This window comes from Rhodococcus jostii NBRC 16295 (assembly GCF_001894825.1).
Lineage (GTDB): Bacteria > Actinomycetota > Actinomycetes > Mycobacteriales > Mycobacteriaceae > Rhodococcus_F > Rhodococcus_F jostii.
In genome coordinates this window covers 1-23697 of the sequence record NZ_BCWY01000113.1, presented here as the reverse complement: position 1 = coordinate 23697, position 23697 = coordinate 1, and the positions used below count along the sequence as shown (strand labels likewise).

23 protein-coding genes and 3 pseudogenes are annotated in these 23697 nt (G+C 64.4%); 13 read left to right on the top strand and 13 right to left on the bottom strand.

Going from position 1 to position 23697, the window contains the following annotated elements:
* The first annotated feature begins 76 nt into the window (after positions 1 to 76).
* The 5 genes from RJ1_RS39630 to RJ1_RS39610 all read left to right on the top strand — a co-directional run bounded on the left by RJ1_RS39630 (position 77) and on the right by RJ1_RS39610 (position 6661).
* Positions 77 to 1096: a tyrosine-type recombinase/integrase gene (locus tag RJ1_RS39630; RefSeq protein WP_073369098.1), complete on the top strand. Its 1020-nt coding sequence runs from the start codon at positions 77 to 79 to the stop codon at positions 1094 to 1096.
* Positions 1093 to 2625, top strand: a complete 1533-nt coding sequence (locus RJ1_RS39625) for a tyrosine-type recombinase/integrase (protein ID WP_240320052.1) — start codon at positions 1093 to 1095, stop codon at positions 2623 to 2625. The genes RJ1_RS39630 and RJ1_RS39625 overlap by 4 nt, the downstream gene beginning before the upstream one ends.
* A 208-nt stretch (positions 2626 to 2833) precedes the next feature.
* Positions 2834 to 3880, top strand: a complete 1047-nt coding sequence (locus RJ1_RS39620; RefSeq protein ID WP_205415433.1) for a tyrosine-type recombinase/integrase — start codon at positions 2834 to 2836, stop codon at positions 3878 to 3880.
* Positions 3881 to 4213: a helix-turn-helix domain-containing protein gene (locus tag RJ1_RS39615; RefSeq protein WP_073369094.1), complete on the top strand. Its 333-nt coding sequence runs from the start codon at positions 3881 to 3883 to the stop codon at positions 4211 to 4213.
* A 3-nt stretch (positions 4214 to 4216) separates the two neighbouring features.
* Positions 4217 to 6661 (top strand): hypothetical protein, encoded by a 2445-nt coding sequence (locus RJ1_RS39610; RefSeq protein WP_073369092.1) that lies wholly within the window; start codon positions 4217 to 4219, stop codon positions 6659 to 6661.
* Here the strand turns inward: RJ1_RS39610 and RJ1_RS47220 are convergent.
* The 9 genes and pseudogenes from RJ1_RS47220 to RJ1_RS47060 form a co-directional block, all read right to left on the bottom strand.
* A complete protein-coding gene (locus RJ1_RS47220) occupies positions 6595 to 7029 on the bottom strand; it encodes a hypothetical protein (protein WP_174695074.1) in 435 nt (144 codons plus the stop codon). The two genes, RJ1_RS39610 and RJ1_RS47220, sit on opposite strands and share 67 nt — an antisense overlap.
* Complete coding sequence (locus RJ1_RS39600) at positions 6999 to 7322, bottom strand: transposase (protein ID WP_073369089.1); 324 nt, start codon at positions 7320 to 7322, stop codon at positions 6999 to 7001. The genes RJ1_RS47220 and RJ1_RS39600 overlap by 31 nt, the downstream gene beginning before the upstream one ends.
* A gap of 572 nt (positions 7323 to 7894) precedes the next feature.
* A complete protein-coding gene (locus tag RJ1_RS39590) occupies positions 7895 to 9262 on the bottom strand; it encodes an MFS transporter (protein ID WP_083400838.1) in 1368 nt (455 codons plus the stop codon).
* Positions 9263 to 9827: 565 nt separating this feature from the next.
* Entirely contained in the window at positions 9828 to 10541 is a 714-nt protein-coding gene (locus RJ1_RS48345) for a hypothetical protein (RefSeq protein WP_255284946.1), read from the bottom strand.
* Between the two features lie 87 nt (positions 10542 to 10628).
* Positions 10629 to 10943: pseudogene (locus RJ1_RS49115) on the bottom strand (Rieske 2Fe-2S domain-containing protein); the annotation flags it as partial.
* A 79-nt stretch (positions 10944 to 11022) separates the two neighbouring features.
* Positions 11023 to 11253 (bottom strand): ferredoxin, encoded by a 231-nt coding sequence (locus RJ1_RS49110; RefSeq protein WP_083400776.1) that lies wholly within the window; start codon positions 11251 to 11253, stop codon positions 11023 to 11025.
* Positions 11250 to 12512: an NAD(P)/FAD-dependent oxidoreductase gene (locus RJ1_RS39575; protein WP_162850401.1), complete on the bottom strand. Its 1263-nt coding sequence runs from the start codon at positions 12510 to 12512 to the stop codon at positions 11250 to 11252. Before RJ1_RS39575 ends, RJ1_RS49110 begins: the two co-directional genes overlap by 4 nt.
* Before the next feature lie 533 nt (positions 12513 to 13045).
* The gene (locus RJ1_RS39570) at positions 13046 to 15790 is read right to left on the bottom strand and encodes a winged helix-turn-helix domain-containing protein (RefSeq protein WP_073369081.1); all 2745 of its coding nucleotides are present in this window, start codon (positions 15788 to 15790) and stop codon (positions 13046 to 13048) included.
* A 653-nt stretch (positions 15791 to 16443) separates the two neighbouring features.
* The gene (locus RJ1_RS47060; RefSeq protein ID WP_074873309.1) at positions 16444 to 16779 is read right to left on the bottom strand and encodes a hypothetical protein; all 336 of its coding nucleotides are present in this window, start codon (positions 16777 to 16779) and stop codon (positions 16444 to 16446) included.
* Positions 16780 to 17488: 709 nt separating this feature from the next.
* On the opposite strand from RJ1_RS47060, the pseudogene RJ1_RS48340 reads away from it, so the two are divergent.
* Positions 17489 to 17593 (top strand): annotated as a pseudogene (locus RJ1_RS48340) (undecaprenyl-diphosphate phosphatase); the annotation flags it as partial.
* Here the strand turns inward: RJ1_RS48340 and RJ1_RS49450 are convergent.
* Positions 17586 to 17675: pseudogene (locus RJ1_RS49450) on the bottom strand (undecaprenyl-diphosphate phosphatase); the annotation flags it as partial. The pseudogenes RJ1_RS48340 and RJ1_RS49450 sit on opposite strands and share 8 nt — an antisense overlap.
* Before the next feature lie 358 nt (positions 17676 to 18033).
* On the opposite strand from RJ1_RS49450, the gene RJ1_RS39555 reads away from it, so the two are divergent.
* From RJ1_RS39555 to RJ1_RS49445, 3 genes are all read left to right on the top strand, one after another.
* A complete protein-coding gene (locus tag RJ1_RS39555) occupies positions 18034 to 18411 on the top strand; it encodes a phage holin family protein (RefSeq protein ID WP_073369077.1) in 378 nt (125 codons plus the stop codon).
* Between the two features lie 317 nt (positions 18412 to 18728).
* Entirely contained in the window at positions 18729 to 18905 is a 177-nt protein-coding gene (locus RJ1_RS48335) for a hypothetical protein (protein ID WP_240320053.1), read from the top strand.
* A gap of 404 nt (positions 18906 to 19309) precedes the next feature.
* Complete coding sequence (locus tag RJ1_RS49445) at positions 19310 to 19654, top strand: formate/nitrite transporter family protein (RefSeq protein ID WP_439958222.1); 345 nt, start codon at positions 19310 to 19312, stop codon at positions 19652 to 19654.
* Between the two features lie 165 nt (positions 19655 to 19819).
* Here the strand turns inward: RJ1_RS49445 and RJ1_RS39540 are convergent, their stop codons facing one another.
* Positions 19820 to 20215, bottom strand: a complete 396-nt coding sequence (locus tag RJ1_RS39540; protein WP_073369073.1) for a hypothetical protein — start codon at positions 20213 to 20215, stop codon at positions 19820 to 19822.
* Between the two features lie 391 nt (positions 20216 to 20606).
* Here RJ1_RS39540 and RJ1_RS39535 point away from each other — a divergent pair, with 391 nt between their 5' ends.
* The 4 genes from RJ1_RS39535 (at position 20607) to RJ1_RS47055 (ending at position 22228) form a co-directional block, all read left to right on the top strand.
* Positions 20607 to 21134: a helix-turn-helix domain-containing protein gene (locus RJ1_RS39535; RefSeq protein WP_162850402.1), complete on the top strand. Its 528-nt coding sequence runs from the start codon at positions 20607 to 20609 to the stop codon at positions 21132 to 21134.
* Positions 21135 to 21164: 30 nt separating this feature from the next.
* Positions 21165 to 21665, top strand: coding sequence for a PIN domain-containing protein (locus RJ1_RS39530; RefSeq protein WP_240320054.1), 501 nt, complete (start codon positions 21165 to 21167; stop codon positions 21663 to 21665).
* Entirely contained in the window at positions 21616 to 21735 is a 120-nt protein-coding gene (locus tag RJ1_RS49510; protein ID WP_465270193.1) for a hypothetical protein, read from the top strand. The genes RJ1_RS39530 and RJ1_RS49510 overlap by 50 nt, the downstream gene beginning before the upstream one ends.
* A 322-nt stretch (positions 21736 to 22057) precedes the next feature.
* Positions 22058 to 22228 (top strand): hypothetical protein, encoded by a 171-nt coding sequence (locus RJ1_RS47055; protein WP_162850403.1) that lies wholly within the window; start codon positions 22058 to 22060, stop codon positions 22226 to 22228.
* Positions 22229 to 22481: 253 nt separating this feature from the next.
* Here the strand turns inward: RJ1_RS47055 and RJ1_RS39525 are convergent, their stop codons facing one another.
* Together RJ1_RS39525 and RJ1_RS39520 are read right to left on the bottom strand one after the other, a co-directional pair.
* The gene (locus RJ1_RS39525) at positions 22482 to 22718 is read right to left on the bottom strand and encodes a PQQ-dependent sugar dehydrogenase (protein ID WP_143049012.1); all 237 of its coding nucleotides are present in this window, start codon (positions 22716 to 22718) and stop codon (positions 22482 to 22484) included.
* Positions 22719 to 23355: 637 nt separating this feature from the next.
* The coding region (locus RJ1_RS39520) for a TetR-like C-terminal domain-containing protein (protein ID WP_143169590.1) at positions 23356 to 23697 on the bottom strand (342 nt) is incomplete at its 5' end.

Sequence of the window (23697 nt, the reverse complement as noted above, 5' to 3'; positions counted from 1 at the left end):
ATGATATGCGGGTGATCTGACAGATCGACTGTCAAGCTGATCGAGTTGGAACCCGGCTCGGTTCAGGAGGCCCGTCATGAACGGTTTCACCCCCCACCTCGTGCACGATCCTGGCGAGATCCCGCGCCTGGGCGACCCGCTCGTCGACGAGTACCTGCGGTTCGTCGCGGCGCGAGCCCGCCACAACACCCTGCTGGCGCAGACCTTCGACCTGAAAGTCTTCTTCACCATCGTCGGCAAGACCCCGACCCAGGTGAGCACCAGCGACGTGTTCGCGTTCATCCAAGCCCAACGCATGCCCCGCAACGAGAACGTCGTCCGCCTCGCCGACGGCGAATCCGGTCTCGCGGCGTCGACGATCAAACGCCGCCTCGCTTCAGTCAGCGGACTGTTCTCCTACCTCGGCGAACGCGGACTCGTCGACAACAGCCCCGTCCCACGAGGTTTGACCACCCGCGCGGTGCGCTCGCAGATGCGTGACACGCTGATCAGAGCCCCCCGGCGCCTGCCACGCATACTCGGCCCGGCCGAGGCCAACGCACTGCTCGGGGCGCTGCGGTCCGAGCGCGACCGGGCCATGGTCCTGCTGATGCTGTTCGGCGGCCTGCGCCGTTGCGAGGTCCTCGGCCTGCGGATGGCCGATGTCCGCCCCGGCGAGCGGCGTGTGTTCGTCTCCGCCGGCAAAGGCGGGCACGAACGCATCGTGCCTGTGACCTCGGCGTTCTTCACCGCCCTGGGCGGCTACCTCGACGGCGAACGCCCGCCCGGGGCCGCCACCGACCACGTCTTCGTGGTGTTGAAACGTCCACGGCGTGGCAACCCGCTCACCGCCGCGGGCCTCGACGAGATCCTCTCCGGCGCCCGCATCCGCGCCGGCCTGCCGCACGCGACCTGCCACGAGCTGCGGCACACCTGCTTCACCCGCCTGCGCGAGTCGGGAATGGCGCTCGAGGCGATTCAAGCGCAAGCCGGCCACGCCTCGATCGAGTCCACCCGTATCTACCTGCACCTGGCCAACGACTGGCTCATCGGCGAGTACTCCAAGGCGATGGCGGTCCTCGACGGCATCGGCGACACCGAAGAGGACGTGAAATGAGGTCCACTACAACAGAGTCCGGGAGCCATCAGTGGGCTGCCGCGGCCACATACATCGATGCGGCCGTCAGCGTGGATTCCCGCCGCACCAGGCTGCGGGCAGTGCTGGGATTCGAAGACCACTTCGGGGATCTCCGCACCTGGCACGCCCGGCCGGTGGCCACACGGATGGCGGCGCCCGCCATCGTCCGAGCGTTCGCCGCCTTCGCCGCCGTCTTCGGACAGTCGGCGGTCGATGCCCCCTACGTCGTGCGATCGGCCTCGCGCTGGGGCACCTATCTGGGAGCCCGTGAGCCCGCCGCCGCCACGATGTTTCGTGCCCAGGCAACCAGCCTCGGTTTCTGCGCACCTGAGGCCGACAGGATGTGGCACCGGCTCGCCCAGATCTGCGTGATCACCGGCGCAGGTCCGGACTCGATCTCCTCTGCGCGGTATCTCACCGGCCGCCAGCAGCTCGTCGACGCAGTCGTAAACAACCTGGGGCACTCGCCAAAGTCGTTGAACGCACCACTCTTCGGTCTCGACGCCGTCATGTTCCACCGCGGCCAAGGCCCCGCCCCGCATCCACGCAAACAGTGGGCCGCCCGCTCGGTCCCAGAAATCGGCTGGGACCGCGTCGAGGACGCGGCGCCCGTCATGGCCGCCACCATGCGCCGCTACCTCGACCAGATCGGGATCAGCCTGCGCGCCTCGTCGGTCGGCTGCATCGAGACCACGCTGCGTCAGTTCGCTGGACATCTGGCCACCACCACCGACATCACCTGCGTCGCCGATATCGACCGCACGCACGTCGAGGCCTACAAGGCATGGCTGGCGGCCCGTCCGGGATACCGCAAGACCACGAGTCTGTCCAAGACCACCATCGGGATGCGGATGGGCCATCTGAGCGCGTTCTACCAGCGCATCATCGAATGGGACTACCCCGACATCCCGGCCCGGGCGCCGGTCTACTCGTCGGACCGGCCGATCAAGGACAAGCCGCTGCCGAGGTTCCTCGACGACGGCGCCGCCGCGAAGTTCCTCACCGCGGCCCGCAACCTGCCCGACGAGTTCGATCGTCTCTGCATCGAGATGCTCTCGCGCACGGGCATGCGCAAGGGCGAACTCCTGGGCCTGACCGTCGACTCGGTGGTCCAGATCGGCTCGGCCTACTGGCTGCGGATCCCGATCGGCAAGCTCCACAACGACCGCTACGTCCCGCTGCACCCACAACTGAAAACGATGATCGACGCCTGGCTCACGCACCGCCCGGACTGGCAGGACAGCCCGCTGCTGTTCACCGACCGCGGCCGGCCGATCCCGGGCACCCGCGTCGACAAGGCCGTCCAATCCGCCGCTGCCGCAGCGGGAATCGGACACGTGCACCCCCACCAACTTCGCCATACTCTCGCCACCCAGGCCGTCAACCGGGGCATGAGCCTCGAGGCGATCGCCGCATTGCTCGGACATAAAACCATGACGATGACGATGGTTTACGCCAACCCTCGGGAATTGCATCAGACGGGAGCATTTCCGCAGGTCGCCTGCTGAATGCTCTGCGGTAACAGTTCCTCGGTAGGAAATGACACGCCGTCTGAGCTGCACCGCTTGCTCAATGCGCCCGTTTAATGCAAGATCCATGGCTTGAAGGGTCGCGGCAGATCGGGCTTGGGAGGCGACGGTGCGGCGTGGTGACCTAGCGGGTGCAGCGCACCTGGAGCTGGTGTCCGGTGTGGTGCAACTGCGTCCGGAGGACGCCATGGTGGAGGCGATGCTGCGCGGCTGGCGGTCGCAGCAGGCCGCGCGGGGCCTGCAGGAGGAGACGATCGCGCCTCGGGAACGGTTAGTGCACCGGTTCATCTCGTTCACCAACGAGTACCCGTGGCGGTGGGGCCCGGCGCATGTGGATGAGTGGACGCAGTCACTGACCGGTGAACTGCATCTTGCGCCGTCGACCATCCGGGGTTACCAGACGGATCTGCGCTTGTTCAGCGAGTACCTTTGCGACGCCCGGTACGGATGGACTGCGGTATGCGAGGCGGAGTTCGGCCATGGTGAGCATCCGGTGCCGATCTGCCACGAGTGGAACACGATCGCGCACCTGAACGACTACGAGGGCAGTCCGGAGGCTCGGCCTTTCAGCCGCGACGAGCTGCAACATTTCCTCGATTACGCGGATGATCAGGTCGACCGCGCGGTGCGGGCGAAACGCAAGGGTGCTTTGGCGGCCTACCGGGACGCCACCTTGTTCAAGGTCGTCTACGGCTGGGGGCTACGGCGCAACGAGACGGCGAAGCTGGATCTGGTCGACTGGGGCCGCAATCCCGCGGCACCGGAATTCGGCCGGTTCGGGATGCTGCACGTGCGTTACGGCAAGGCGGTGCGCGGGCAGCCGCCGCGACGGCGCAACGTGCCCTCGGTGATGGGGTGGGCGGTCGACGCGGTGTCCGACTATGTCGAGAACATCCGGCCCCGGTTCGGATGCGAGGATCATCCCGCGTTGTGGGTGACCGAACGCGGCGGGCGAGTGAACCCGGCGGAGATCAACGCCCGGTTCGTGGCCTACCGGGATGCGCTGGGATTGACGAAAGCCCTTACTCCACACAGTCTTCGGCACTCGTGGGTCACTCATCTCACCGAGGACGGAGTTGACCGCCGGTTCATTCAGGAAGCGGTCGGGCACCGGTGTGACACCTCGACGGCACTCTACACGCACGTGTCCGGCGACTTCATGAACACCGCCCTGCGCAGGGCGCTCACCGCGGCCTTCGACGAGAATCGAGACCCGCACCCGAAGGAGACGTAAATGGCACGCAAACTGGACTATCGGTGGAATCTGCGCCAGATGATGGCCTCCCACGATATGTTCGCCACCACCGACCTGATCGAACCGTTGGCGCAGCGCGGGATCCGGTTGTCGTCCAGCCAGGTCTATCGGCTGGTCGTTGAGCGCCCGGAGCGGCTGAGCCTGAAAGTTCTGATGGCGCTGCTGGATATCCTCGACTGCACAATGGACGACCTGATCGAGCCGATCGCAGCGGCCGGTACTACCCGCAGGAAACGTGCCGCCGGCGGCGAGGAAACCGGCATCGGTGACCTGCGCCCCAAACGCGCCCGCGTCAGCCGGGCCGACGGCTGACCGATGGCTTCCGCGACGGCGGCTGAGGTGCTCGCCGACCCCATCAGGGTGATTGTCGAGTCGGTCCTGGCCCGCGACCCGACCCTGGGTCACGGTGTGGTCGTCGAGATCGCCGAGCGCATCGCGGGCAGCCGCCGGGCCAAACGCCGCCGACTCGCCCAGGCCCTCCTCGACAACCCAGCCCTGTTGGTCGACGGCCGTTCCCCAGCGCCACGAGTCGTCGCAGACCTGCTCATCGCCCTGCGCGCCGCCGGCGCCCGAACCGTGTCGCCGCCGGTCTGCGCGGAGTGCGGCAAGCAGCTGCGGACCATTCAACGCCGCGGCCAGGACTGGTACTGCGGCGTCTGCGGTCCTCCGCCGCCAGAGCCGTGTGGATCCTGCGGCCAACTCCGGCGGGTCTCCTGCCGGGACCGCGAAGGAATGCCCCGCTGCGTTCGATGCCCACCCGACGACGGCGATCCACTCGACGTGATCGTGGACGTCGTCACCGGCGTCGACGCGGCCCTGTCCGCTCAGGTGGTGGCCCAGGCGGTGCGGACCGCCGTTCCTCGAAGCAGCCAACGACGAGCTTTGGCCTGGGCACTGCAGGAGCGGCCCGACCTGCTGACCGGCGCCGGGGCCGAGGCTCCCGTGCCCGCCGTGCTGCGCCTGCTCGACCTCCTCTGCGACGCCGGCGCCACAACCATCGTCCACCCGGCCTGTCCGGGCTGCGACAGGGTCATCCACCTGCACCGGCCAATAGACGGAAAGTGGCTCTGCCGCAACTGCACTGCGAAGTCCCGCGCCCAACCCTGCGCACGCTGCGGAACCGTTCGCGAGGCGGCCACCCGCGACGAGCGCGGCAGACCCCTGTGTCCGCACTGCCTGACCACCGATCCGGCCAACCACGAGGACTGCGCCAGCTGCGGGCGCCGCCGCCCGGTCAGCGTCCGCACCCCGGAGGGGCCGCTCTGCCAGAACTGTCGGCCGCTTCCGACGAGAACGTGCTCGATCTGCGGACGGTCGGCACCCTGCGAGATCTCCATGATCACCTCCCAACCTTGGTGCAGAGCTTGCCAACTTCGATGGGCCACCTGCCGCGACTGCGGACAGACCAGGCCGATCCGCGGCGGCACCCTCGACGAACCCCTCTGCGCCACCTGCGCCAGCCCTGACCCCACGATCCTGCGAACGTGTCCCACCTGCGGCGACCCCAACCGAGTCCGCTCCGGACGATCCTGCCAGCGCTGCAACCTCCGACGTCGGCTGCGCGGGTTGCTGATTTCCGACACCGGAGACATCCGTCCCGAACTGCAGCAGTTCCACGACATCCTCGCCGGCCACGAACGCCCGGCTACCGTGCTGCGTTGGCTGAACTACAACAAGGGGTCCACCGCCCTGCGGCAGCTCGCGACGGACGCGCGACCGCTGACCCACGATCTCCTCGACGAACTGCCCGACGGCAAGCCCCTCGAGCATCTGCGCAGCGTCCTCGTCTCCACCGGCGCGCTGCCGCCCCGAGACGAGAACATGGTTCGGCTCGAGCAGTGGATCACCACCACGGTCGCCGAAAGATCCGACCCGGACCAGCAGCAGGTGCTACACCGATACGCCGTCTGGCATGTTCTGCGTCGGCTCCGCGGTCGGCTGCGTGACGCCGACACCACCCACGGTCAGGCCGCGTCCGCCCAACGAATCATCAACGCCGCCATTGCCTTCCTGGACTGGCTCACCGACCAGGGCCTCACCCTGGCCACCGTCGGGCAGGGCGACCTGGACGCCTGGATGGTGAGCGCGAAACCCAGCCACCGCAACGGCGCGGGAAATTTCATCCGCTGGGCGCGACGACAGAAGCTGACCAGTCTGGACCTGCCGGCCAACCGCTGGTCGGGGCCGTCCGGCGTCATCGACACCGAAACGCGGTGGCAGCAGGCCCGCTGGCTCCTGCACGACGACACCGTCGAGCCGGAAGACCGCGTCGCCGGACTACTCGTCCTGCTCTACGCCCAATGGCCGGCCGTGATCAGCCGCCTCACCCTCGACCACGTCGACACCAACGACGACCGGACCCTGCTCCGCCTCGGCCCGGAGCCAGTGGTGGTTCCAGAACCCCTCGCTGGCCTCATCCGCCAGGTCGTCGGAACCCGACGAGGCCACGCCGTCATCGGTGACCAGGGAACGTCGGCCTGGCTTTTCCCTGGTGGCCGGCCAGGACGTCCAATCAGCGCCGAACGACTGGCCGAACGACTCCGCCAACTCGGCATCCGCTCCGGACAATCCCGCTCGGCCGCACTGTTTCAGCTCGCCACCGACCTGCCCGCCGCATTGCTGGCCCGCATGCTCGGAATCCACATAGGCGTCGCCGTCGCCTGGCAACGAGCCAGCAGCGGCGACTGGGCCACCTACGCCGCGGAGATCAGCCGTCGAGCATCCGCAAACGGCAGGCATTCAGACAGTTCCAATATCTGACGTCGCCAGAGAAGATCGCCGACCGCACCGTCGCCGACCAATACTTCGCCGTCACCGAGAAAGTCGAAGCCCTCTACGACAAACACCAGCCCGCAGTCCTGCCCGCCGAAGACGAGCCTACCGAGATGCGCAAGCTCCGCGCCGAGGCCCACCGCCGGATGCTCGGCAACGGCTACTGCGCCCGGCCCGTCGAGTTGGATTGCCACTTCGAATCGATCTGCGAATCCTGCACGTTCTTCGTCACCACCATCGAGTTCCGCCCCACGCTCGCCAAACAGCGAGACGATGCCGCCGACAAGGGCCAGATCGGCCGACAGAAGGTCTTCGATGGACTCCTTCAGCGACTCGACGACACCGAGGCTTGACACCGATCACCCACATAAGCCGACGCTTTTTTCAAGAATGCGTTGTCCTTTTCCAGCTCGGTGACCTGCTTGCGCAGTCGGGTGAGTTCGTCTCGCTCGGCCGGAGTCAAGGGCGCTTGCCCCTGGGCGGTGGCCGCGTCGACGCGGCGGCGTTCGTCGGCGACCCAGGACCCGAGTAGCGATTCGTTCAGCCCGAGGTCGCGGGCGACCGAGGCGATCGTGCGGCCCGAATCGATGACTCGATGGGCTGCCTCGACCTTGTATTCGGTCGTGTACGACCGACGGGAACGGGACATGTGAACATCCTTCCAGCGAGACCTCAGGTCCCGCTATCTCGGTGTCCACTATTTGGGGGGAACCCCACCCGTTCGCGGCGCACTCATCGCGGGCTGTCACGGCATCGTGGACTGCAGATTGAGAGACTGCGCCGAACGCACTGACGGGCGGGGGTACCGGTCTGAGCATCCCTCGCTTTCCCGGAGACTTCCGAGCCAGGCTTGATCCTGGGTAAAGGATGGGGATGTCACTGTGGAAACGAGGAAGTATCCGCCGGAGCTGCGGGAGCGTGCGATGCGGTTGTACCGGGAGTCGGAGCCCAGACCGGTGATCCGACGGCTGGTCGAGCAGCTGAACGTGCACCCGGAGGTGTTGCGGGCAGCGCATCGACACAAAGACCGACCGCCACCCTGGCGTGCGGCGGGCGAGCCGGACCAGATATCGGCGAAGGCGGTTTCCCGGAAACGGGAAACCGCCTTCGCCGTGGCTCGGACACCGGTACCACTGCCGCAGTTGCCCCGGGGCCGTCGACGCACCTCTCGCTCGAATCGGTGGCACCTCACGGTCATCACCGATCATGCCTGATTCGCAATCAATCGATACGGATGGTGCCTGGCGGGACGTGCCGCGCAGCTAAAATGACAAACCCGGCCGCGATGATTGGCAGGGCGCCCCAGAGCAAGGCAGTGCTAGCCCAAGAATGGCCACTCGAAAGCCAGAAGGTGAACACGGCGCCCGCTGCAACGGCGCCTATCTGACCAGCAGCGGTAACAATCGCGATCCCAGTCGCCCGCGTATGGGCGGGGAAGCTTTCACCGCCGAAGAAAAGTAGGGCCGCAAACGGTCCTGACAGGAGGAGCAATCCCAGGCTGTAAAGAACGATAATGAGAATGGCGTTGTCGTTCGGGACCAACATCATTCCAACAAAACACAGACCTGCGAGTATCCATCCGATGGAAATGCTGTAACGGCGCCCGAGTCGGTCACCGACCCAGCCGAACGTGAGGTATCCGATGCAGGCACTGAGGTTCGACACGATGAGTACGACGAGAGCGTTGTCGAACGCAATGTTCTTTCCGTCCGCCGAATTGAGGACAGATGTGCCGAGGATCATAAACGCCAAAGCTCCAAACCAAATCAAGAAGAAGGCTGCACTAAGAACAAGCGTCGGTCGAAGTGATTCTCCCTTAAATGCAGCGATCAATGGTGTGGAGGCGGTCCGCCGAGCAAGTCCCGCGGAATCAAGAAGTGCATTCGCATCATCCTCAAGGCCGACGCGCCGTAGGCTCTCAGCTTCCTTCCGTAGGGAAAATTGGGGACTTTCTTTCAAATACCTTGCTGCCCAGACCATGAACAGGGCAGGAAATGCGCCGATGATAAAGCACAGTGCCCAGCCGCCAATGGGGTAAAACACGTAAATTGAGGCTGCAGCGAGAACCGACCCCACAGAGAAGCCTGACTGCACGACAGAGTAACTCAACCCCCGCCGTCGAACGCGCGCCGGATCCGTGTATACCGTGGCGAACATCTCGCTCAGGTATGTAGCGTTGATCCCTTGCTCGGCGTACCCCAATCCAGCAACTGAACGGATAACGATGAGCAGGACGATGCCGAGACCCGCTGTCACACCCACGACCCAGCCGGCTGCAGCTGTCAAAGCGGACATTAACGCTGCACCAATCACCGCCACGATGATGCCCTTGCGGCGACCCAGTTTGTCCACCATGGGTCCGACGGCGAATGCGACTACCGCGGTGCCGATCGTGACCCATGTGTTGATACCGGTCGAGCGCGCTTCCGTCCAACCATGTTCTTCAGCAAGTTTGGGAAGTAGATTGCCAAACAATACGAAATCGTAGACTGCGAATGTCCATGCGAGAAAGCAGATCCATTTAGCGTTTCGTACATCTCTTTCGGTGACGCGGACCTGATTAGGTATCCTGTTGACGGAAACTGCCATTTTGGCACGCTCTTTCATCTCAATTGGACACGAACTGGTTCAGATTTTTCGGTGCGTACGGGGTGAATGATTCAGCAGCCGGGTCTGGGTTCAGATATCTTGATGCTTGCAACGGATGCCGGGACGATGACGTACTTGGTGTGGTGAAGGCGCGGCAAAGCCGTTGCTTGTGTCGAACGTGATTTGGATCAGCAGATCGCGAGGCGATCAGGTTGCCTTGGTCGCCGTGCTCTTGCCGCACAGGTGGTGCTTCGGGATTAAAGGGCTCAGGGGCGGGCTGCGGTCCTGTTGCCCGCATCGCTGGTCTCGCTGTGCGTGTGGGGGCGGTCCGCCGAGGTGCGCAGGCACCGAGAAGAGCATGAGGAATGGGATGGTACGGCCATTTCCACTTCGAATAGCTGGAATTCGGCAACACCGCGAAACCGCACCCCACCGCCGGCATCGCGACCGAAGTTCGTTGGCTGTCCACGCCAGGACTCCATCATCTATGGCGAACCAGGAGGCGATATGCTTGCTCTAGCCGTCGGCGCCGTGGCCAGGAACTGTGGTTAAGCGATCTTGCGCTTCAGCCCACTGGCTGTGAGCTGGCCGTTTCGATCGCGACCTGGTCGAGTGCTTCCCGCAGCGCCTCGGGTCCGCGCTTTGCTCCCGCGTCCAGTTCGCGAATCCACCGACGCCAGAAGATGGTCGGCTTGTCGGGGAACACTGACACCTCGTCCCGCGGATCGCCGATTCGGGCGGGCGTGTGCGAGGCAACTACGGGGTAGTCCTCTCCGAGCACCATATCCTGCAACTGTAGGTGGATCTGGTCGGAAGACTCGTCATGAGTGTGACAGGTGAACCAGTAACTGCGGCTGGTGTTCTCATCTACGGGTGTGGCGTGCATGAAGATCTGTGTGGAGAAGGTATCGGACCAGGTGAATCTCAGGGTGATACTGAACGGCACCTCGATCAGGTACTCGGCCGGCGGCAGCATGACTGCGTCCTCATCGACAGGGGGACCGTAGGTGTCCTGACCGGGATTGTGTGCCAGGAAGGTGTCTGTTTTCCAGTTCAACGTTCCGTTGCGCTGATCGACCGGATAGACAGGGAAGACAGTGTTCGGGGGAGCGCCAAGCGTGCCCCAGTGCGTGAAGGGGAAGTGGGTGACGTCCATAAAGTTCTCCATGCGGCGGCCGGAGGAGCATGGCCACTGGTAGGACTCACCCATGATGCAGTGCAGGGTGTCTTCATCCCACCCATGGAAGGACGGGATCTTGGTCTCGACCGACGAATCCATGCGTACCCAGATTAGTCCGTACCGTTCCTCGCAGTCATATTGATTGAGACGAGCCCGGGCAGGGATGGGCTGATCGGCTGTGAGCGAAGGGACCTCCTTGCAATGGCCGTCGTTTCCGTAGCACCAACCGTGGTACTTGCATCGAAGACCGTCTTCTTCCGCCCACCCGAGGGTGAGGGCAACCCCGCGGTGCGAGCATCTGTCCTCGAATGCGATCAGCTTGCCGCCGATCTCGGCGATCCCGATCAACTCGCCCAGCAGCTTCGACTGGAGGGGACCGCGACCACCAGGCTTTGCCGCACGTAGTTCTTCGAGGGTAGCGACTGGGTGCCAAAAGTGGCGCCATGTTGCCGCGCTGGTGTTCAGGTCGTAGACGGGTTCGTTGCCTGTTTGGGTTGTCATGGCCGTTCCTTCTTGGTTGCTTCTGAGTCCGTGGGTGTTTGCGCCGGGCGTCGTGCAGAACCTTCTAAGAGGCTCTCTATTAAAAGAGGTCGATCTCTTCTCCTCTCTCCACCAATGTGATGCAAGCCGTCGGGCAGCTCTTCGCCGCACGCAATAGCTGGCTCCGATCCGAACCCGGCGCCGTCGGCAGCACCTTCGCAACCCCGGACGGATCGATCTCGAACGCGTGCGGCGCCAAGTTGGCGCACATCCCCGAACCACAGCAATCGGTCTGATCGAGACCGACCTCGATCTCAGGAAACTGACTCACCGAACCTCACCTCCGCTGTAACCTGCTGGAGCAGAGGTAAACTCGACTACCCCTCTCCACGGATCCTCAGTGCCGATCATCTTTCGAAGACGGCGAAACTGCTTCGGTGCATTCACCGTCACCGCACCACGCACCAGGTCGCCGTTCCGGTACGCAGTGACCAGACGCGACAGATCCGGGCGCGCCTCAACAACCTCGACGTCGCCGGAGAGGTCGCCCGACCCCTGGATCTTTACCCCGTACTGGTCCGACCAGAAGTACATGTCGTGACTGAACGGACCGGCAATCTCGGTCCCGTGGGTCAGCACCCGTGCCGCGTGCGTCCCCTGATCCCCGGCGGTAGTCCACTGCTGAGAACGCACCCGCCGACCACCTATCGCCATATTTGGGCACGACGCTGCATCTCCCACACCCAGCACCGTCTCCGAGCCGGCGCGAAGGAACTCGTCACAGATCAAGCCGTCACCGAGTGAAAGGCCACTGCCGGTAAGCCAATCGACGTCCGGCACCACTCCGATACCGACTACGACGAGGCCAGCTTCAATCGCGGTCCCGTCGTCGAGCAGCACGCCCTCGACCCGATCAACGCCGAGAAATCCGCTGACGCTGCTACCGCAACGTAATGTCACACCATTCAGTTCGTGTAAGCCGCTCAGCAACTCAGCAATGACCGGCCCGAGCGCCCGCCGCATCGGAAACCGACCTGCCTCCAGAACAGTCACGTCCAGACCCAGCGTGCGAGCACTCGATGCGACCTCGGCACCGATGAACCCGCCTCCGATCACAATCACCGTCGGGGTCGCGAGCAGTTCTTCGTACAACGCCGCTGCGTCGTCGCAGGTACGCACGACGTGGACGCCTTGCGGTGGAACCGTGCACGGCAACCTGCGTGGCCGGGCACCGGTAGCTACTACAAGTGCCGCGAAGGGAATGTGCTCCCTGACATCCGATCCCTCGAACTGCACGGCCAGCGTCCGCGCCTGGACATCGACCGAGTCCACCCGCGTCCCGGTCAAGACCGTCACACCCAGATCCTGGAAGTATTCCCGGTCGTGGTAGGCCACGGGCGCGGATCCGAGTTCGCCGGTGAGAACCTGCTTCGACAGCGGCGGTCGATCATAGGGCAGATGCGCCTCCGCGCCGATCAGCGTGATTGGACCGTCGTATCCTTCACGCCGCACACCCTGCACCGTCCGCAACCCGGCCACGCCCGCGCCCACCACCACCAGTCCGGCGGAACCACGGACGCGACCGCTCAACACCCCACTCATGCCTGCGTCCTTTCGCGTCCGAGCCCGCATTTTGCTGGTATATCTTCGAATCGACCGCTTAGCAGCTGGTGGAAGGCCTCTGTCATGAAGGCCAGTGTGGTGTAGAGCACTCGATCCGATCGCCACCCCAACGGGGCGACTTAGTCCCGACTCGGTACTCCAACCCCTCACCCCAATGGGGTGAGGAGCAGATCGCAAGCCATCCCGATGAGGGTTAAAGCACTCGATCAAGGTGCGTCAGGGTGTGGGGCGGGCCCGCGGAGCGCTTCTAAAACTTTGCGATTGGTGGGTCGCAGAGGTGCTCGATATGGCGATCCGAGTGCGGTACGGACCCTTTCCTCGAATGTCGGGCGACACGCGGAGACTTCGGCGGGCCAGCGGCGCTATCTCTGCGGCGTGCTTCAACCCTGAGACGTCGCGCCAGCGTCGCGGCTATGTCGGACCATCCTCGATCGAGGGTTCCAAATGCGCGGATGCTCGCCCTGACGGCTTTGGCCAGCACCTGGATGACGCGTGACCAGTTACAACAGACCCAGCGCCCGGGCTTTCACAACTGCTGCGCGTCGGCCGTTGACATTCATCTTCCGATAGATACTGCGCAAGTGAGCCTTGAGAGTGTTGACTGAGACAAACAGTCGGGCGCTCAGCTCGGGCAGAGAAGCGGGCTCCTCGATCGCTCGCAGCACCTGCATCTCCCGTTTAGTTAGCGGCTCAACCAGAGCCCCACGAGTGGCACCAAGCGAGCCGACATGCAATGTCGGAGCTGTCTCAACCAATTTAGCCTGCACTAGCTCGACGAACTCGGGGTGACGGGTGCCGGCGCGCCGCACCCTACGAAGCAAGGCGTTGACTGGGCTACCGAATTGCAGAAAGGGCTGGACGTATTGCTCAGGTGCTGCAAGTTCGATTGCCTTCGCGATCTGATCAACCGCCTGCGGCGACTGCGGTGTCTTTTGTACGTTTAACAAAGCCAGCAGAATCATCGCCTGCAGCATCTCATCGACTAGCCCACTTCCTGTGGCGATAGCTTCGTCGAGCAGGCCGATAGCACGCTCGGGTTGGCCATCACCGACCAGGAGTTCTGCGTGTGCAACGGTGAGCATTATCGGACCAGTCGATTGTGGTGGAAGGGATTCGAGGACAGCAGCTGCTCCCGCCGCGTCTCCTATCGCTAGTCGGACGCGTGATCGCTCGGCGGTGAGGTAGTCATCGAAGACGTAGCGGGCGGCCATCCGGTCGACGATCCGTGCAGCCGCTTCGAGATCCGTTAACGCTTCCCGTTTGCGTCCCCGCAGGCTGATCACGAGGCCACGAACGAGCATTACGGTTGCACTTACTGCAGCGTCCTGACGGCGGACCGCCGTTGCGGCGGCCGCGAGGTGTTGTTCGGCGGCATCTAGGTTTCCCCGCATGTACGCGGCCCAGCCACGGGCGTGCCATAGTTCGGCCGCGGCGCCGGTCAGTTCCCATCCACGCTGACGGGCGAGTTCAGTGGCCTGGTCGGCAACGGTCAGAGCTTCAGTCAATCGATTTTGGGCTGTGAGGACACCAACGAGTTGGCTTAGGCAACCGAGTTCGAGGTATGCACGGTCGGTCGCTCTCGACGCGGATAGGGCCTCCCTCAGATGACCCTCGCCGTCAGCCCGTCGGCCGACCCAGTATTCGGTAGTACCGAGCTGCTGGAGTGCCAGTGCCCGGAGATCATTTGCGGCTGTCGTACCGTGGCTCTCGTACCGTTGAGAGAGTGTTGCCATGCCGTTCGCCGCGGTCGCAACTACGTTTAGGTCGCCTGAAAGGCGGCCGCGTTCGAGGTCGACTACCAAGCTAGCCGTTGTTGCGTCGGGGTCGATCGGAAGATCGGTGGAAAGGGGATGGCTATCGGCCGAGTCCAGCGCCGCGGATTCGGGCTGCGTCGGAGTACGCCGTCCGCCGACTGTTTCGAGCGGCGCGCCGGCCAATGCTGCGTCAGAGGTGTCCACAACCCCTCCCTCCCCAAGAGCGAGGGCGACAGCTATCTGTACGAGTCGGAGTTCGCCGTTGGTAGACACCACTGTGTCAGGGAGCTGCTTCAGGAGACCTTGGACTGTCACCAGCTGGCCGTCGAGATACAACTGCAACCAATTGCCGACTAGTAGCGTTTCTGCGTCCTGCCATCGCTCGGCATTGCACGCGTGCTGGAAGGCTGCGACAGGCATGTTTTGATCGGCGAACCACCTAGATGCGGTGTGATGAAGTGTGGCTGCTGATGGGTCTACCTGCAGTTTCAGCCTGCTTCGAAGTAGTTCAGCGAACATTCCGTGATAGCGAAACCAGTCCTTGCGCGGTGTGTCGGCGATGACAAATAGGTTGCGTTTGGCCATCCAACGTAGCACTTCGTAACTGTCTGCCCGGCCAGTCAGCGCCGCCGCTAGGTCGGCAGTCACGACCTCGCAGACCGAGGTTCGCAGGAGAAAGTCCTGGAGGTCGCCCGGTATTCGAGCCAGAACTTCGGAAACCAGGTAGTCAGCAACGTCAGCGTCATCGCCCGTGAAGTTCTGTAGGAATTGCTCGGAGGATTCTGCTTCGGCAAGTGCGAGCGCCGCCAGGCGGAGGCCCGCTGACCATCCTTCGGTGCGAACCTGTAGTTTCTCGGCTGCGGCGGCCGAGACGTTGACACCTGACTCGGCGAGCATTGCCGAAACCTCGGCAGTATTGAACGACAGGTCTTTTGCTGTCAGCGTGTGCAGTTTGCCCTCGACGCGGAGACGACTGATCGGCAGATGCGGTAGGTAGATGCCGCTAAGTATTACGTGGACTAGGGGCGGGAGCCGCATCAGTAGCCACGACAGTTCTGCTTCGACGACCGAGTCATCAAGCCAATGGATGTCGTCGAGGATCAGCAGGATCGGAGACCGAAGGGTGGCGAGCCCTTCGAACAGTGGGACAACGGGGTCGTCGGACTCATTTCCAACTGAGTGAGACAACATCGGTGAGATCGCGGCCAACATAGCTGGCCAGAACCGGTTCGGGTCCGAATCGCGCCGATCCACGGTGAGCCAACACACGTCGACCACGCAGGACGACGAGCGCACCCACGACGCGAGAAGTTGCGTCTTTCCCCAACCTGCGGGGGAGGTGACAGTGGTCACAGGGTACTTGACTGCGTTCGTCAGCCGGTCGAACAGCCGAGGTCGCGTCAGTACGTCATCAGGAAGGAAGGGAGTGCCTATCCGGCCGGGAAATAGAATGGAGTGTTCGAGCCGGGTGAAGTGGTCCGCCGCATCCATGGTTCGTATCCGTCTTCTAGTCCGCCGGTCGGTTGCCGGAGGTCAAGACGGCATTCGGGTGCACGACTTGGTACGCGTTGTCGAACCTGTCAGCTGCAGGTTCGACGGCGGTTCGACGCTCTGTCCGCTGGGGGGTCACTGCCATTGCTCCACTACCTAATCGTCACACTGTGGGCGATATCCTCACACCAGAACAGTACGCAGTGTTTTCGGGGTTACCTGGCATCGCATTCCGTGACAATGCTCTGCAGTCCCACGCACCGAGGCCTGCATCGATCGCAGTATGCGGCTCTATTGGCTCTCCTGCCCGAACGCGCTGTCCTTGGACGGCGACGCCCCGCGGCCAGTATTTGTTCCGGGCGAACGCCTCGATCACGATTTACCGGTGACGCTGAAGGCTGGCCAGCATGCCAACCGACGATCTCGTTCTTCTCGGTGACCCGTAGGGGCGCCTTATCAGGATGACGGGTAGTTGGGTCGGCGCCGGGTTCTACCTCGACGACGACTTCAGGCTCTATTTGCGGCGCATGCGTAAGCCCGGTCATGCGGTCGCCGGCTCGCGCTGGTATCGCACACTTCTGACACGAGAACTGATCCGTGCCGGCGAATTCGCGAGTACCTCCGTCGATATTCCCATGCGGAGGGTGTCCGCGTCAGGAGGAGCCGAAGCCAGGTGGCGGAGACATCCTGAAGGGCGCCGGCGGGTTATTTTGCTCGCGGTTCCGATCCCGTTGCATCTGGCCGCCGTTGTTGCCGCACATGTTCATCTGCTGCTGAATTTGGTCCGGGGGTAATAGCCAGTTGTTGTTGGGATCGCACGGGTCCTGCCCCGGTGGGGCGGTCGGTGCCGCGGCGGACGCCACCGCGGGTACGGCGATGGAGGCCACCGTTGGTGCGGCGGCGAGGCCTGCCGGTAACGTGACGATCGATCCGGCCACCACCAGCCTGACCAGAAGGCTCTTCGTGCGTGCCTTCGTGGTTGTGTTCATTGTCGGTGCTCCTTCGGCATGAAATTGAAGCCGTCGGATACGGCACCCTGCGACTGATGCTGTTCGCGCGTGGATCGTGAGCCAGCATCGTGCCGTGTCGCGCTGCTGTTGTGCGTGACCGCCTCGGTTGCCCCGGATGCCCGCTCAGCGTGGTGCTCCAAGGCGGCCCGATTGCGAGTCCCTTCCCATCATATCTATTGAGCTGTCGTGCGGCCCGCGGGGATTCGCGCACTTCGATAACGGTATGACCGCGGCGGTCGACTCCCTCGCCCACAACCCACTTCCGTTCAACCTACGCAGGGGTCGGCTTTCGCTCTGCTACTCGACGGGGCGACCGGCGATAGAATTGGTGGTGAAGTTGTCGCGATTGCGGAGGCGAGGTGATCGTTTGGATGAACCCTTGGGACACACCTGATCGACCCTCGGAGCAGCTGGACTACGCCCCGGCGAAAAGGGGGTCGATCGCTGTAAGGCGACGTCCCTCGCCCTGCACGCTCGCGTCGGCAGACACTGGATCTTGACACAATCGCGAGGCTTCACTCTACTCAAGGAGCACCGATGACTAACACCGCCGTCGACGCCACAGCAGCTCTACAAGTGACCGAGTACTGGGTGGTCGAGGTGGACCGCCACGACGGGACGTGTTGCACATTCGGACCGTTCACCGCCGACGCGGCCTGGACCGGACTCGAGGGACTCTCACCCGAACGACTGGGTGGCGATCATCGGCACGTTCGTCACCACCGTGCGCACCCGCAGCATCGAGACCTCCACCGAGTGGATGGCCTGGCAGATCATCGTGGCCACCATCCCCGGGCGTAGAAGATCAGCAGTGCGACGGCGGTCGCGACGTGCAGGGCGACTATGAAGGCGAGGAACGGGGTACCGGAGTCGCCCGAGCGAGACTGAACGTGTTCTTCTTGGTGGTCGGAAAGTCGCCGGAGGGGGTCACTGTGGTGGGCGTGCCAGTGTTCATCAGTGCGGCGTCAGCTCGCGGTGTGGAGTGCGGATCGGTGCCGGCGAGGCGGGGTTATTCGCGCGCACCATTTGTGACGTCAGGCGGCGGTCACCAGGCGGTACCAGTAGGGCGATTGTGGTGCGGTTGGCGTAACGTCGCAACTGGAGGTTGCGGTGATGTCGAGGGTTTGTACGGGGCCTTCCAGGGGAGGGCGAGATGGGCATGTGGTCGATCCGTGTGAACGTTGTCGCGATCTCTGATTCGTGCCGATTGTCATGGGCGAGGGGACTTCTCGAATGATTCGTTTCCTGCTTCGGGTCGTGGTCTTCTTGGGGTCGGCAGCGCTCGGCCTGCTGGTGGCGCAGTGGCTCCTGCCCGGGGTCTCAATTGCCGCGTCGGGATTTGTCACCGCGGTGGTGGTGTTTGCGGTGGCACAAAGTGTGCTGTCTCCGTTCATTGGCAAGGTGGTGGCGAGGAACGCTTCGGCGTTTCTCGGAGGTGTCGGGCTCGTGTCGACATTGGTGGCGTTGGCGATCGCATCGCTTGTCGGTGGTCTGAGTATCGACGGGTGGCGCACGTGGATTCTGGCGACTCTGGTGGTGTGGCTGGTGACCGCGGTTGCCACTCTGGTACTGCCGTTGGTGGTGTTGCGTAACAAGAAGTCGGGCGCGTAAGGGGGCCGCGGGGCGCGCATGAGAGATTCCGGTTGTCATGGTCTTTGTGCCCCGCGGCATCGGGTACCGTCGGTGCGGGCCTGGGGCGGTGATGGCCTGCCGCCGTATTGTGGTTAGCGCCGCTCGTTCCCATTCTCGGGCGGCCTCGACTCCGTCGGCCGGTACACATTGCGACTCGCGATTGGCCGGCGGGGCAGGGGCCGGCACCGGTAGGTCGGTTCGCAGGTCCGAGGTGGCGCCGGCAGGAACGGTCAGACCCTCGGTTGCTTTTATGAGTGAAAGACAGCTGTTCTAGCTGTGTAGAGGAGGTGCTCGTGATGGGCTCTGCATTGACCGATCATGGTGTCGCAAGGACCACCCTCACGCTCACCCCCCAGGTCTCGCAGGCTGGTTCGATCGACGCCGCAGGCCGCGAGTCGGCGGTACCGCCGGAGCTGGCGCGGATCCTCGAGCAGGTCGTGTCCGTGGTGCGGCCGGTGGCTCCGTCACCATAGGATTGGTGCCACATGAGGTGACCACGACTGCCGCGGCCGACATGCTCGACATCTCTCCCGCCCCGCGTTGATGAAGTTCATCCGCGCCGGGTGTGATCCCCACGCACAAGGTCGGCACGCATACCCGGCTCGAGAGCAGTGACGTCATCGCTTACCGAGAGCGAATACGCGATGCGCAGCGGGCCGCCTTCGACGACCTTCGCGGGTTCGAGGACGCCGAGGACGCCGAGGGCAGCCTGGGGACAGTGCGCAGATCCGTATGTTGCGGTTGCGGAGGCCGCCTCATGTCGCGCGGCGGCGGGTGGAAAGACCCGTGCTGACTAGGATTGGGTGTTGTCCGTGCATCCTCTGTGTCCGAACAAGGCCGTGTCGCTTCGTTACTCGATGCGCGGGATCGTGCGGTGGTGTTGCTCGATGAGGTGATCGCGCGGGGTTTGATCGCCTCCTGGGCAATCGAGTCGGCGGTCAGCGATGCTGTTCGGGATCTGGCGGACGAGATGTTCGGCACCCGCCGGTTCTGGCCCAAGCGGATCGTCCGGGCCGGGGTCAACATGTTCCTGTTCCCCTCAGGTCTGCTGCTCGGCGGCGACTTCACACTCCTCGATTACCTGATCTGGAACGAAATCCCCACCGTGCTCGGCGATATGGTCGGCGGACTGGTGTTCACCGGCCTCGCGCTGCACCTCGCGCATCGGCACACCTCCGGCGCACCCGTCCTCGCCCGCGAAGCGGAACTCGAAACGCGCTGACCACTACCAGCGACCCGCAGGTGCACCGCTGTGCGATGTCCGTGCGGGTCGTCGCTGTGCGGGAAATGGCGTCGAGGGCGCCCGGCGTCGAAGCGGACACTCTCGGCGCCGCGTCACCGATGTGCTCCGGGCGTCGAGGGGACTCGGAGCCGGAGCCGGCGGTGCTCACATCCAGGGCATGTCGGGGTCGAGCGGGTGGGAGATCACGCCGTCGTCGGGTTCGAGGGGATAGTTCGCGGCGTGGTACGGGGCACTGGAGGACCCGAAGAGGTCGACGCCTCCCTGCTCGGTGAGGGTGGTGCCCGGCTCGGTGAGCGTGGTGCCCGGCTCGTACAGTTCGACCTGCTCGGGCACGTCCTCGTCCGGGGCATCGCAGGCGACCATGGGCCACGCGTTGGCGCACCCGATGCGGTCCCGCACCTGGACGGTGTACGGGACCTGCGGGGCGGTCCCGTCCGCGGGTGCTGCTGCGGCGGTGGCACCCTGGGCCAGCACGGCACCGAAGCCGAGGGCGACGCCGACGGCTGCTGCGGCTGCGGTGCGTGTTGTGATCGAGGACATTCTGTGGCTCCTGAAGTTTCGGGGGTTTCGTGTTCTCGGACGACCACTAGTTTTCGCCGGGAGCCGGCGTTCGGTAACACCCCGAGGGGGTGATCGGTGCCCCGGTAGGGGGCGGGAAAGCACCCCTGGGTGGCGGTCCCGCGGATACCGCACGACCCATTTTCGGCTAGTCAGGCGGAGAGGCCGCTCAGGCCGTCGAGCGTGGTGCTCACAGATGAAGGGCGCAAAGCATGGTCGTGAGCACTCCGCCGACCTGGGACGCTCGTAGGGATTGGTGCTCCCGTGTAACCCGGCTGCAGAGGTTCGCATCCACTTCGACTTATTCGAAAGATTCGAAAGGTAGGTAATTCGACTATTTCGAACGAAAGGGTCGATCACGGGTGCACAGGCGTTGGATCAGCACACGTATCTGCCGCAAGCAGCGGTGGGTGCGGGGTTGGCGGCGGTGGTCGGCTTCCTCGACACCCATGAGCGGCGCCGCGGCGACCGGGACGAGCCGCGGTATCTGTTGGTCGGTGCCGGTGAGCACGATCAGGTGGAGTTGCCGGCGGAGGTGCATGCGGCGCTCAAGCAGGTCGTGGCCGCACTGCAGGCCGGTCGCGCGGTGACGGTGGCACCGCGGGCGATGATGTTGACGACGCAGCAGGCCGCGGATTTGCTGGGGGTGAGCCGGCCGACGGTGCGCCGGTTGATCGATGCGGTGGAGTTGCCGGCGGAGAAGGTCGGCGCTCGGCATCGGCTGTTGTTGCGGGATGTGCTTGAGTATCAGCAGCAGCGCCGGGCCCGCCAGTACGAGGCACTCGCCCAGACGGCTGTGCGGATCGACGACGAGGACGATCCTACGGTGGTCGCGGAGCCGTTGAAGAACGCACGGAAGGCGGTCGCGGAGCGGCGACGCGCCCGCCGCATCGACCACTAGCTTCGGCCAATTGGTCGATAGACTGCCCGGATGTTCGCGGCAGTTCTCGACACGTGTGTTCTCTGGCCGAGCCTGCAGCGGGATTTCCTGCTCTCGATGGCGGTCGAGGGTTTGTATCGGCCGTTGTGGTCGGAGGTGATTCTCGACGAACTCGAGTTCCACGAGGCCGCCAAGCTCGAACGACGCGGACACTTTCCGGCGGCCGCGCAGGCGGCCAGTGCACGGCTGGTCGGGACGATGCGCGAGTACTTCGACGATGCGCTGGTGACCGGTTGGGAGCCGCTTGAGGGTACGTTCTCCCTGCCGGTTCCCGATGACGAGCACGTCGTGGCGACCGCGGTGGTTGGCGGGGCCGGGGTGATCGTCACCGATAGCCGGAAAGACGTTCCACGAGACCGAGTTCCCGGACATCCAGGTGATCTCGCCGGCAGAGTTCGCGGCCGACACGGTATCAGTGTCCCCGGCCGCCGCGGCCCGGGCGGTGGAGATGCTGTCGGTGCGCATGGTGCGCCCTCCGACGACCATCGATGAGGTCCTCGAGCAGTTGGTGGTGCGTTACCGGATGGACGAAGCCGTTGCACTGCTGCGTGATCGACAGTGATCGCCCGCGCGCCCTTGGGGATGCGTCGGGGTGCGCCGACAATCGTGTTAGCCGGTGCACAACAGGATCTTTCGACGGGCGGAGAATGATGTGGGGACCGCTGAGATGTCGTCGATGGCCACAGACGGTAGCGCCCATACATAGCTGGCAGGCGACGGTGATTCGTTCCGCCGCCGACTGGACCAGCAGAATGGGCCGTTGACCCATGGTGACGGCAGGTCTTGAAGGAAGTCTTGGCCGTGAATGTCGCACTGCCAGACTCCTTCTCGACGCTGCTGAGCGGAACAGTTCCGATCACCGCACACTCAGACAGGATGGGATCGTGAGCGACCGGACCGCAGCAGACCTCGAGCGTGAACTCGCCATGCTCGCCTACGTACGCGACCGCCTCCGGGCTTCGGAGGGCAAAGACTTCCGCATCCCGACCACCGCGCTCGACCAGGTTCTCGATGAGCTCAACAGTCTCGAACGATCGCCGTGGGATCCGAACTGATTTCACCCGTGCAGAGCTCGAGGTAGTGCTGAGCACGTCCTGCGAGCCTTGCCGGCGGGGCGGCGCGAGCGACCGGTAGTTTGCCAGGCGCCCGGCGCACATCGGATCGGCGCTTGCTCCGTGACGCGGCTGTGGGGGCATCGCATTTCCAACCCGGGGTGTGAAAGGTCCGATTCCGCCGAGCAGGATGAGCGCGCTGTGTTTCCGGGATCTGCGGGAATGGCTGGGGCAAGCACTATTCCAGCACTCGGCGCTATCGTTCGGTCGTGGGGGTCACGCGGAGGACCTTGTCGTCGTGGCCGTTGTCGGTGGTGTTGAGTAGTGATCCGTCTGGTTGCGCGGCGACGGTGCGGATGCGGCCGTAGGTGTCGGCCAGTTCGGGCGGCCTGGTGTCGGTGAGGACGTGCGTGCCGTCGGGGTCGAGTCGCAGGAACAGGACCATGCGTCCTTTTTGGACGCCGACGGCGAGGGCGGTGTCCCATTCGCCCATGCGGGTGCGGTGGCGCCACTGAATGAAGTTGCGGATGGTGCGGCGGGTGGTGGTGCCTTCGCTGAGGCAGGCGTCGAGGTGTGCTTGTCTCAGGTGGGCGATGGTGGTGTGGTGTTCGGTGCGCAGCCAGGTCAGAAACTTGGTGGCCTCGGTGATCTATTGTTTGGCGGTGCGGGTGGCGTTGTCCATGTTGCGACCGGTATCGGGAACGCGCAGTCGGCGTAGGTGATGCCAGCGGGCGAATTGCTCTATGGGCGCGTAAATCTCGGGCGTTGGTTGCAGAGTGGTGAGTCGTTGGTCGAGCCAGGTTTCGAAGCGGGCCAGGCGGGGTCGCCGCGGCTGGGGAGGATGTGGTGGTGGACGAGCATTTCGCGTAGGTGTTCGGCGCTGCGGGGTGGGACAGGTGAAGTTCGCGACTGCCGTTGCGGGCGAGTAGGTCGGCGGTGGTGGGGTGGCGCATCCAGGTGAGGATGCTTTCCGGGCGCTTGAACTGCAGGGATGACGTCGACCGTGCGCTGGTCGGCAAGCGGCGCGGGGATCAGAGTCGGCTCGGGTTCCGCTCCAGGTATGCACGGTGTGCTACGTCGGGCAGCGGCGGGGCCCGAGGGCCCGGCTGCGTGCCCGCCGGGATGGTGTGTCAGACCATGGCGAGCCGGTCCACCAGCAGCTCCACCCTCGGCTCGGTGTCCTCCGGCGGCAACCGTCCCGCCCGGGTCAGGGTGGCCAGTCCGTGCAGGCACGCCCAGAACGTCTCGGTGAACAGCCCCGGGTGGACGCCGTCCCCGGCGACCTCGCCGAGGCTCTCCAGCAGGGCGGCGAAGGCGTCCTTGAGAGGTTCCGGGGTGTCCTCGTTCGCGAAGGCCAGGCCGCCGTCGAGCTGGAACATGGCGTCGTAGACCGCCGGGTTGCGTTCGGCGAAGTCGAGGTAGGCGCGGGCGAGGGCGGCGACCCGCTCGCGCGGGCCGTCCTCGGCGCGGGC

Coding starts and splice junctions, on each gene's coding strand:
- RJ1_RS39630 (WP_073369098.1), top strand. CDS start 77: ATGAACGGTTTCACCCCCCACCTCGTGCACGATCCTGGCGAGATCCCG.
- RJ1_RS39625 (WP_240320052.1), top strand. CDS start 1,093: ATGAGGTCCACTACAACAGAGTCCGGGAGCCATCAGTGGGCTGCCGCG.
- RJ1_RS39620 (WP_205415433.1), top strand. CDS start 2,834: ATGGTGGAGGCGATGCTGCGCGGCTGGCGGTCGCAGCAGGCCGCGCGG.
- RJ1_RS39615 (WP_073369094.1), top strand. CDS start 3,881: ATGGCACGCAAACTGGACTATCGGTGGAATCTGCGCCAGATGATGGCC.
- RJ1_RS39610 (WP_073369092.1), top strand. CDS start 4,217: ATGGCTTCCGCGACGGCGGCTGAGGTGCTCGCCGACCCCATCAGGGTG.
- RJ1_RS39600 (WP_073369089.1), bottom strand. CDS start 7,322: ATGTCCCGTTCCCGTCGGTCGTACACGACCGAATACAAGGTCGAGGCA.
- RJ1_RS39590 (WP_083400838.1), bottom strand. CDS start 9,262: ATGGCAGTTTCCGTCAACAGGATACCTAATCAGGTCCGCGTCACCGAA.
- RJ1_RS48345 (WP_255284946.1), bottom strand. CDS start 10,541: ATGGATTCGTCGGTCGAGACCAAGATCCCGTCCTTCCATGGGTGGGAT.
- RJ1_RS39570 (WP_073369081.1), bottom strand. CDS start 15,790: ATGGATGCGGCGGACCACTTCACCCGGCTCGAACACTCCATTCTATTT.
- RJ1_RS47060 (WP_074873309.1), bottom strand. CDS start 16,779: ATGAACACAACCACGAAGGCACGCACGAAGAGCCTTCTGGTCAGGCTG.
- RJ1_RS39555 (WP_073369077.1), top strand. CDS start 18,034: ATGATTCGTTTCCTGCTTCGGGTCGTGGTCTTCTTGGGGTCGGCAGCG.
- RJ1_RS48335 (WP_240320053.1), top strand. CDS start 18,729: ATGGGCTCTGCATTGACCGATCATGGTGTCGCAAGGACCACCCTCACG.
- RJ1_RS39540 (WP_073369073.1), bottom strand. CDS start 20,215: ATGTCCTCGATCACAACACGCACCGCAGCCGCAGCAGCCGTCGGCGTC.
- RJ1_RS39530 (WP_240320054.1), top strand. CDS start 21,165: ATGTTCGCGGCAGTTCTCGACACGTGTGTTCTCTGGCCGAGCCTGCAG.
- RJ1_RS39525 (WP_143049012.1), bottom strand. CDS start 22,718: ATGGGCGAATGGGACACCGCCCTCGCCGTCGGCGTCCAAAAAGGACGC.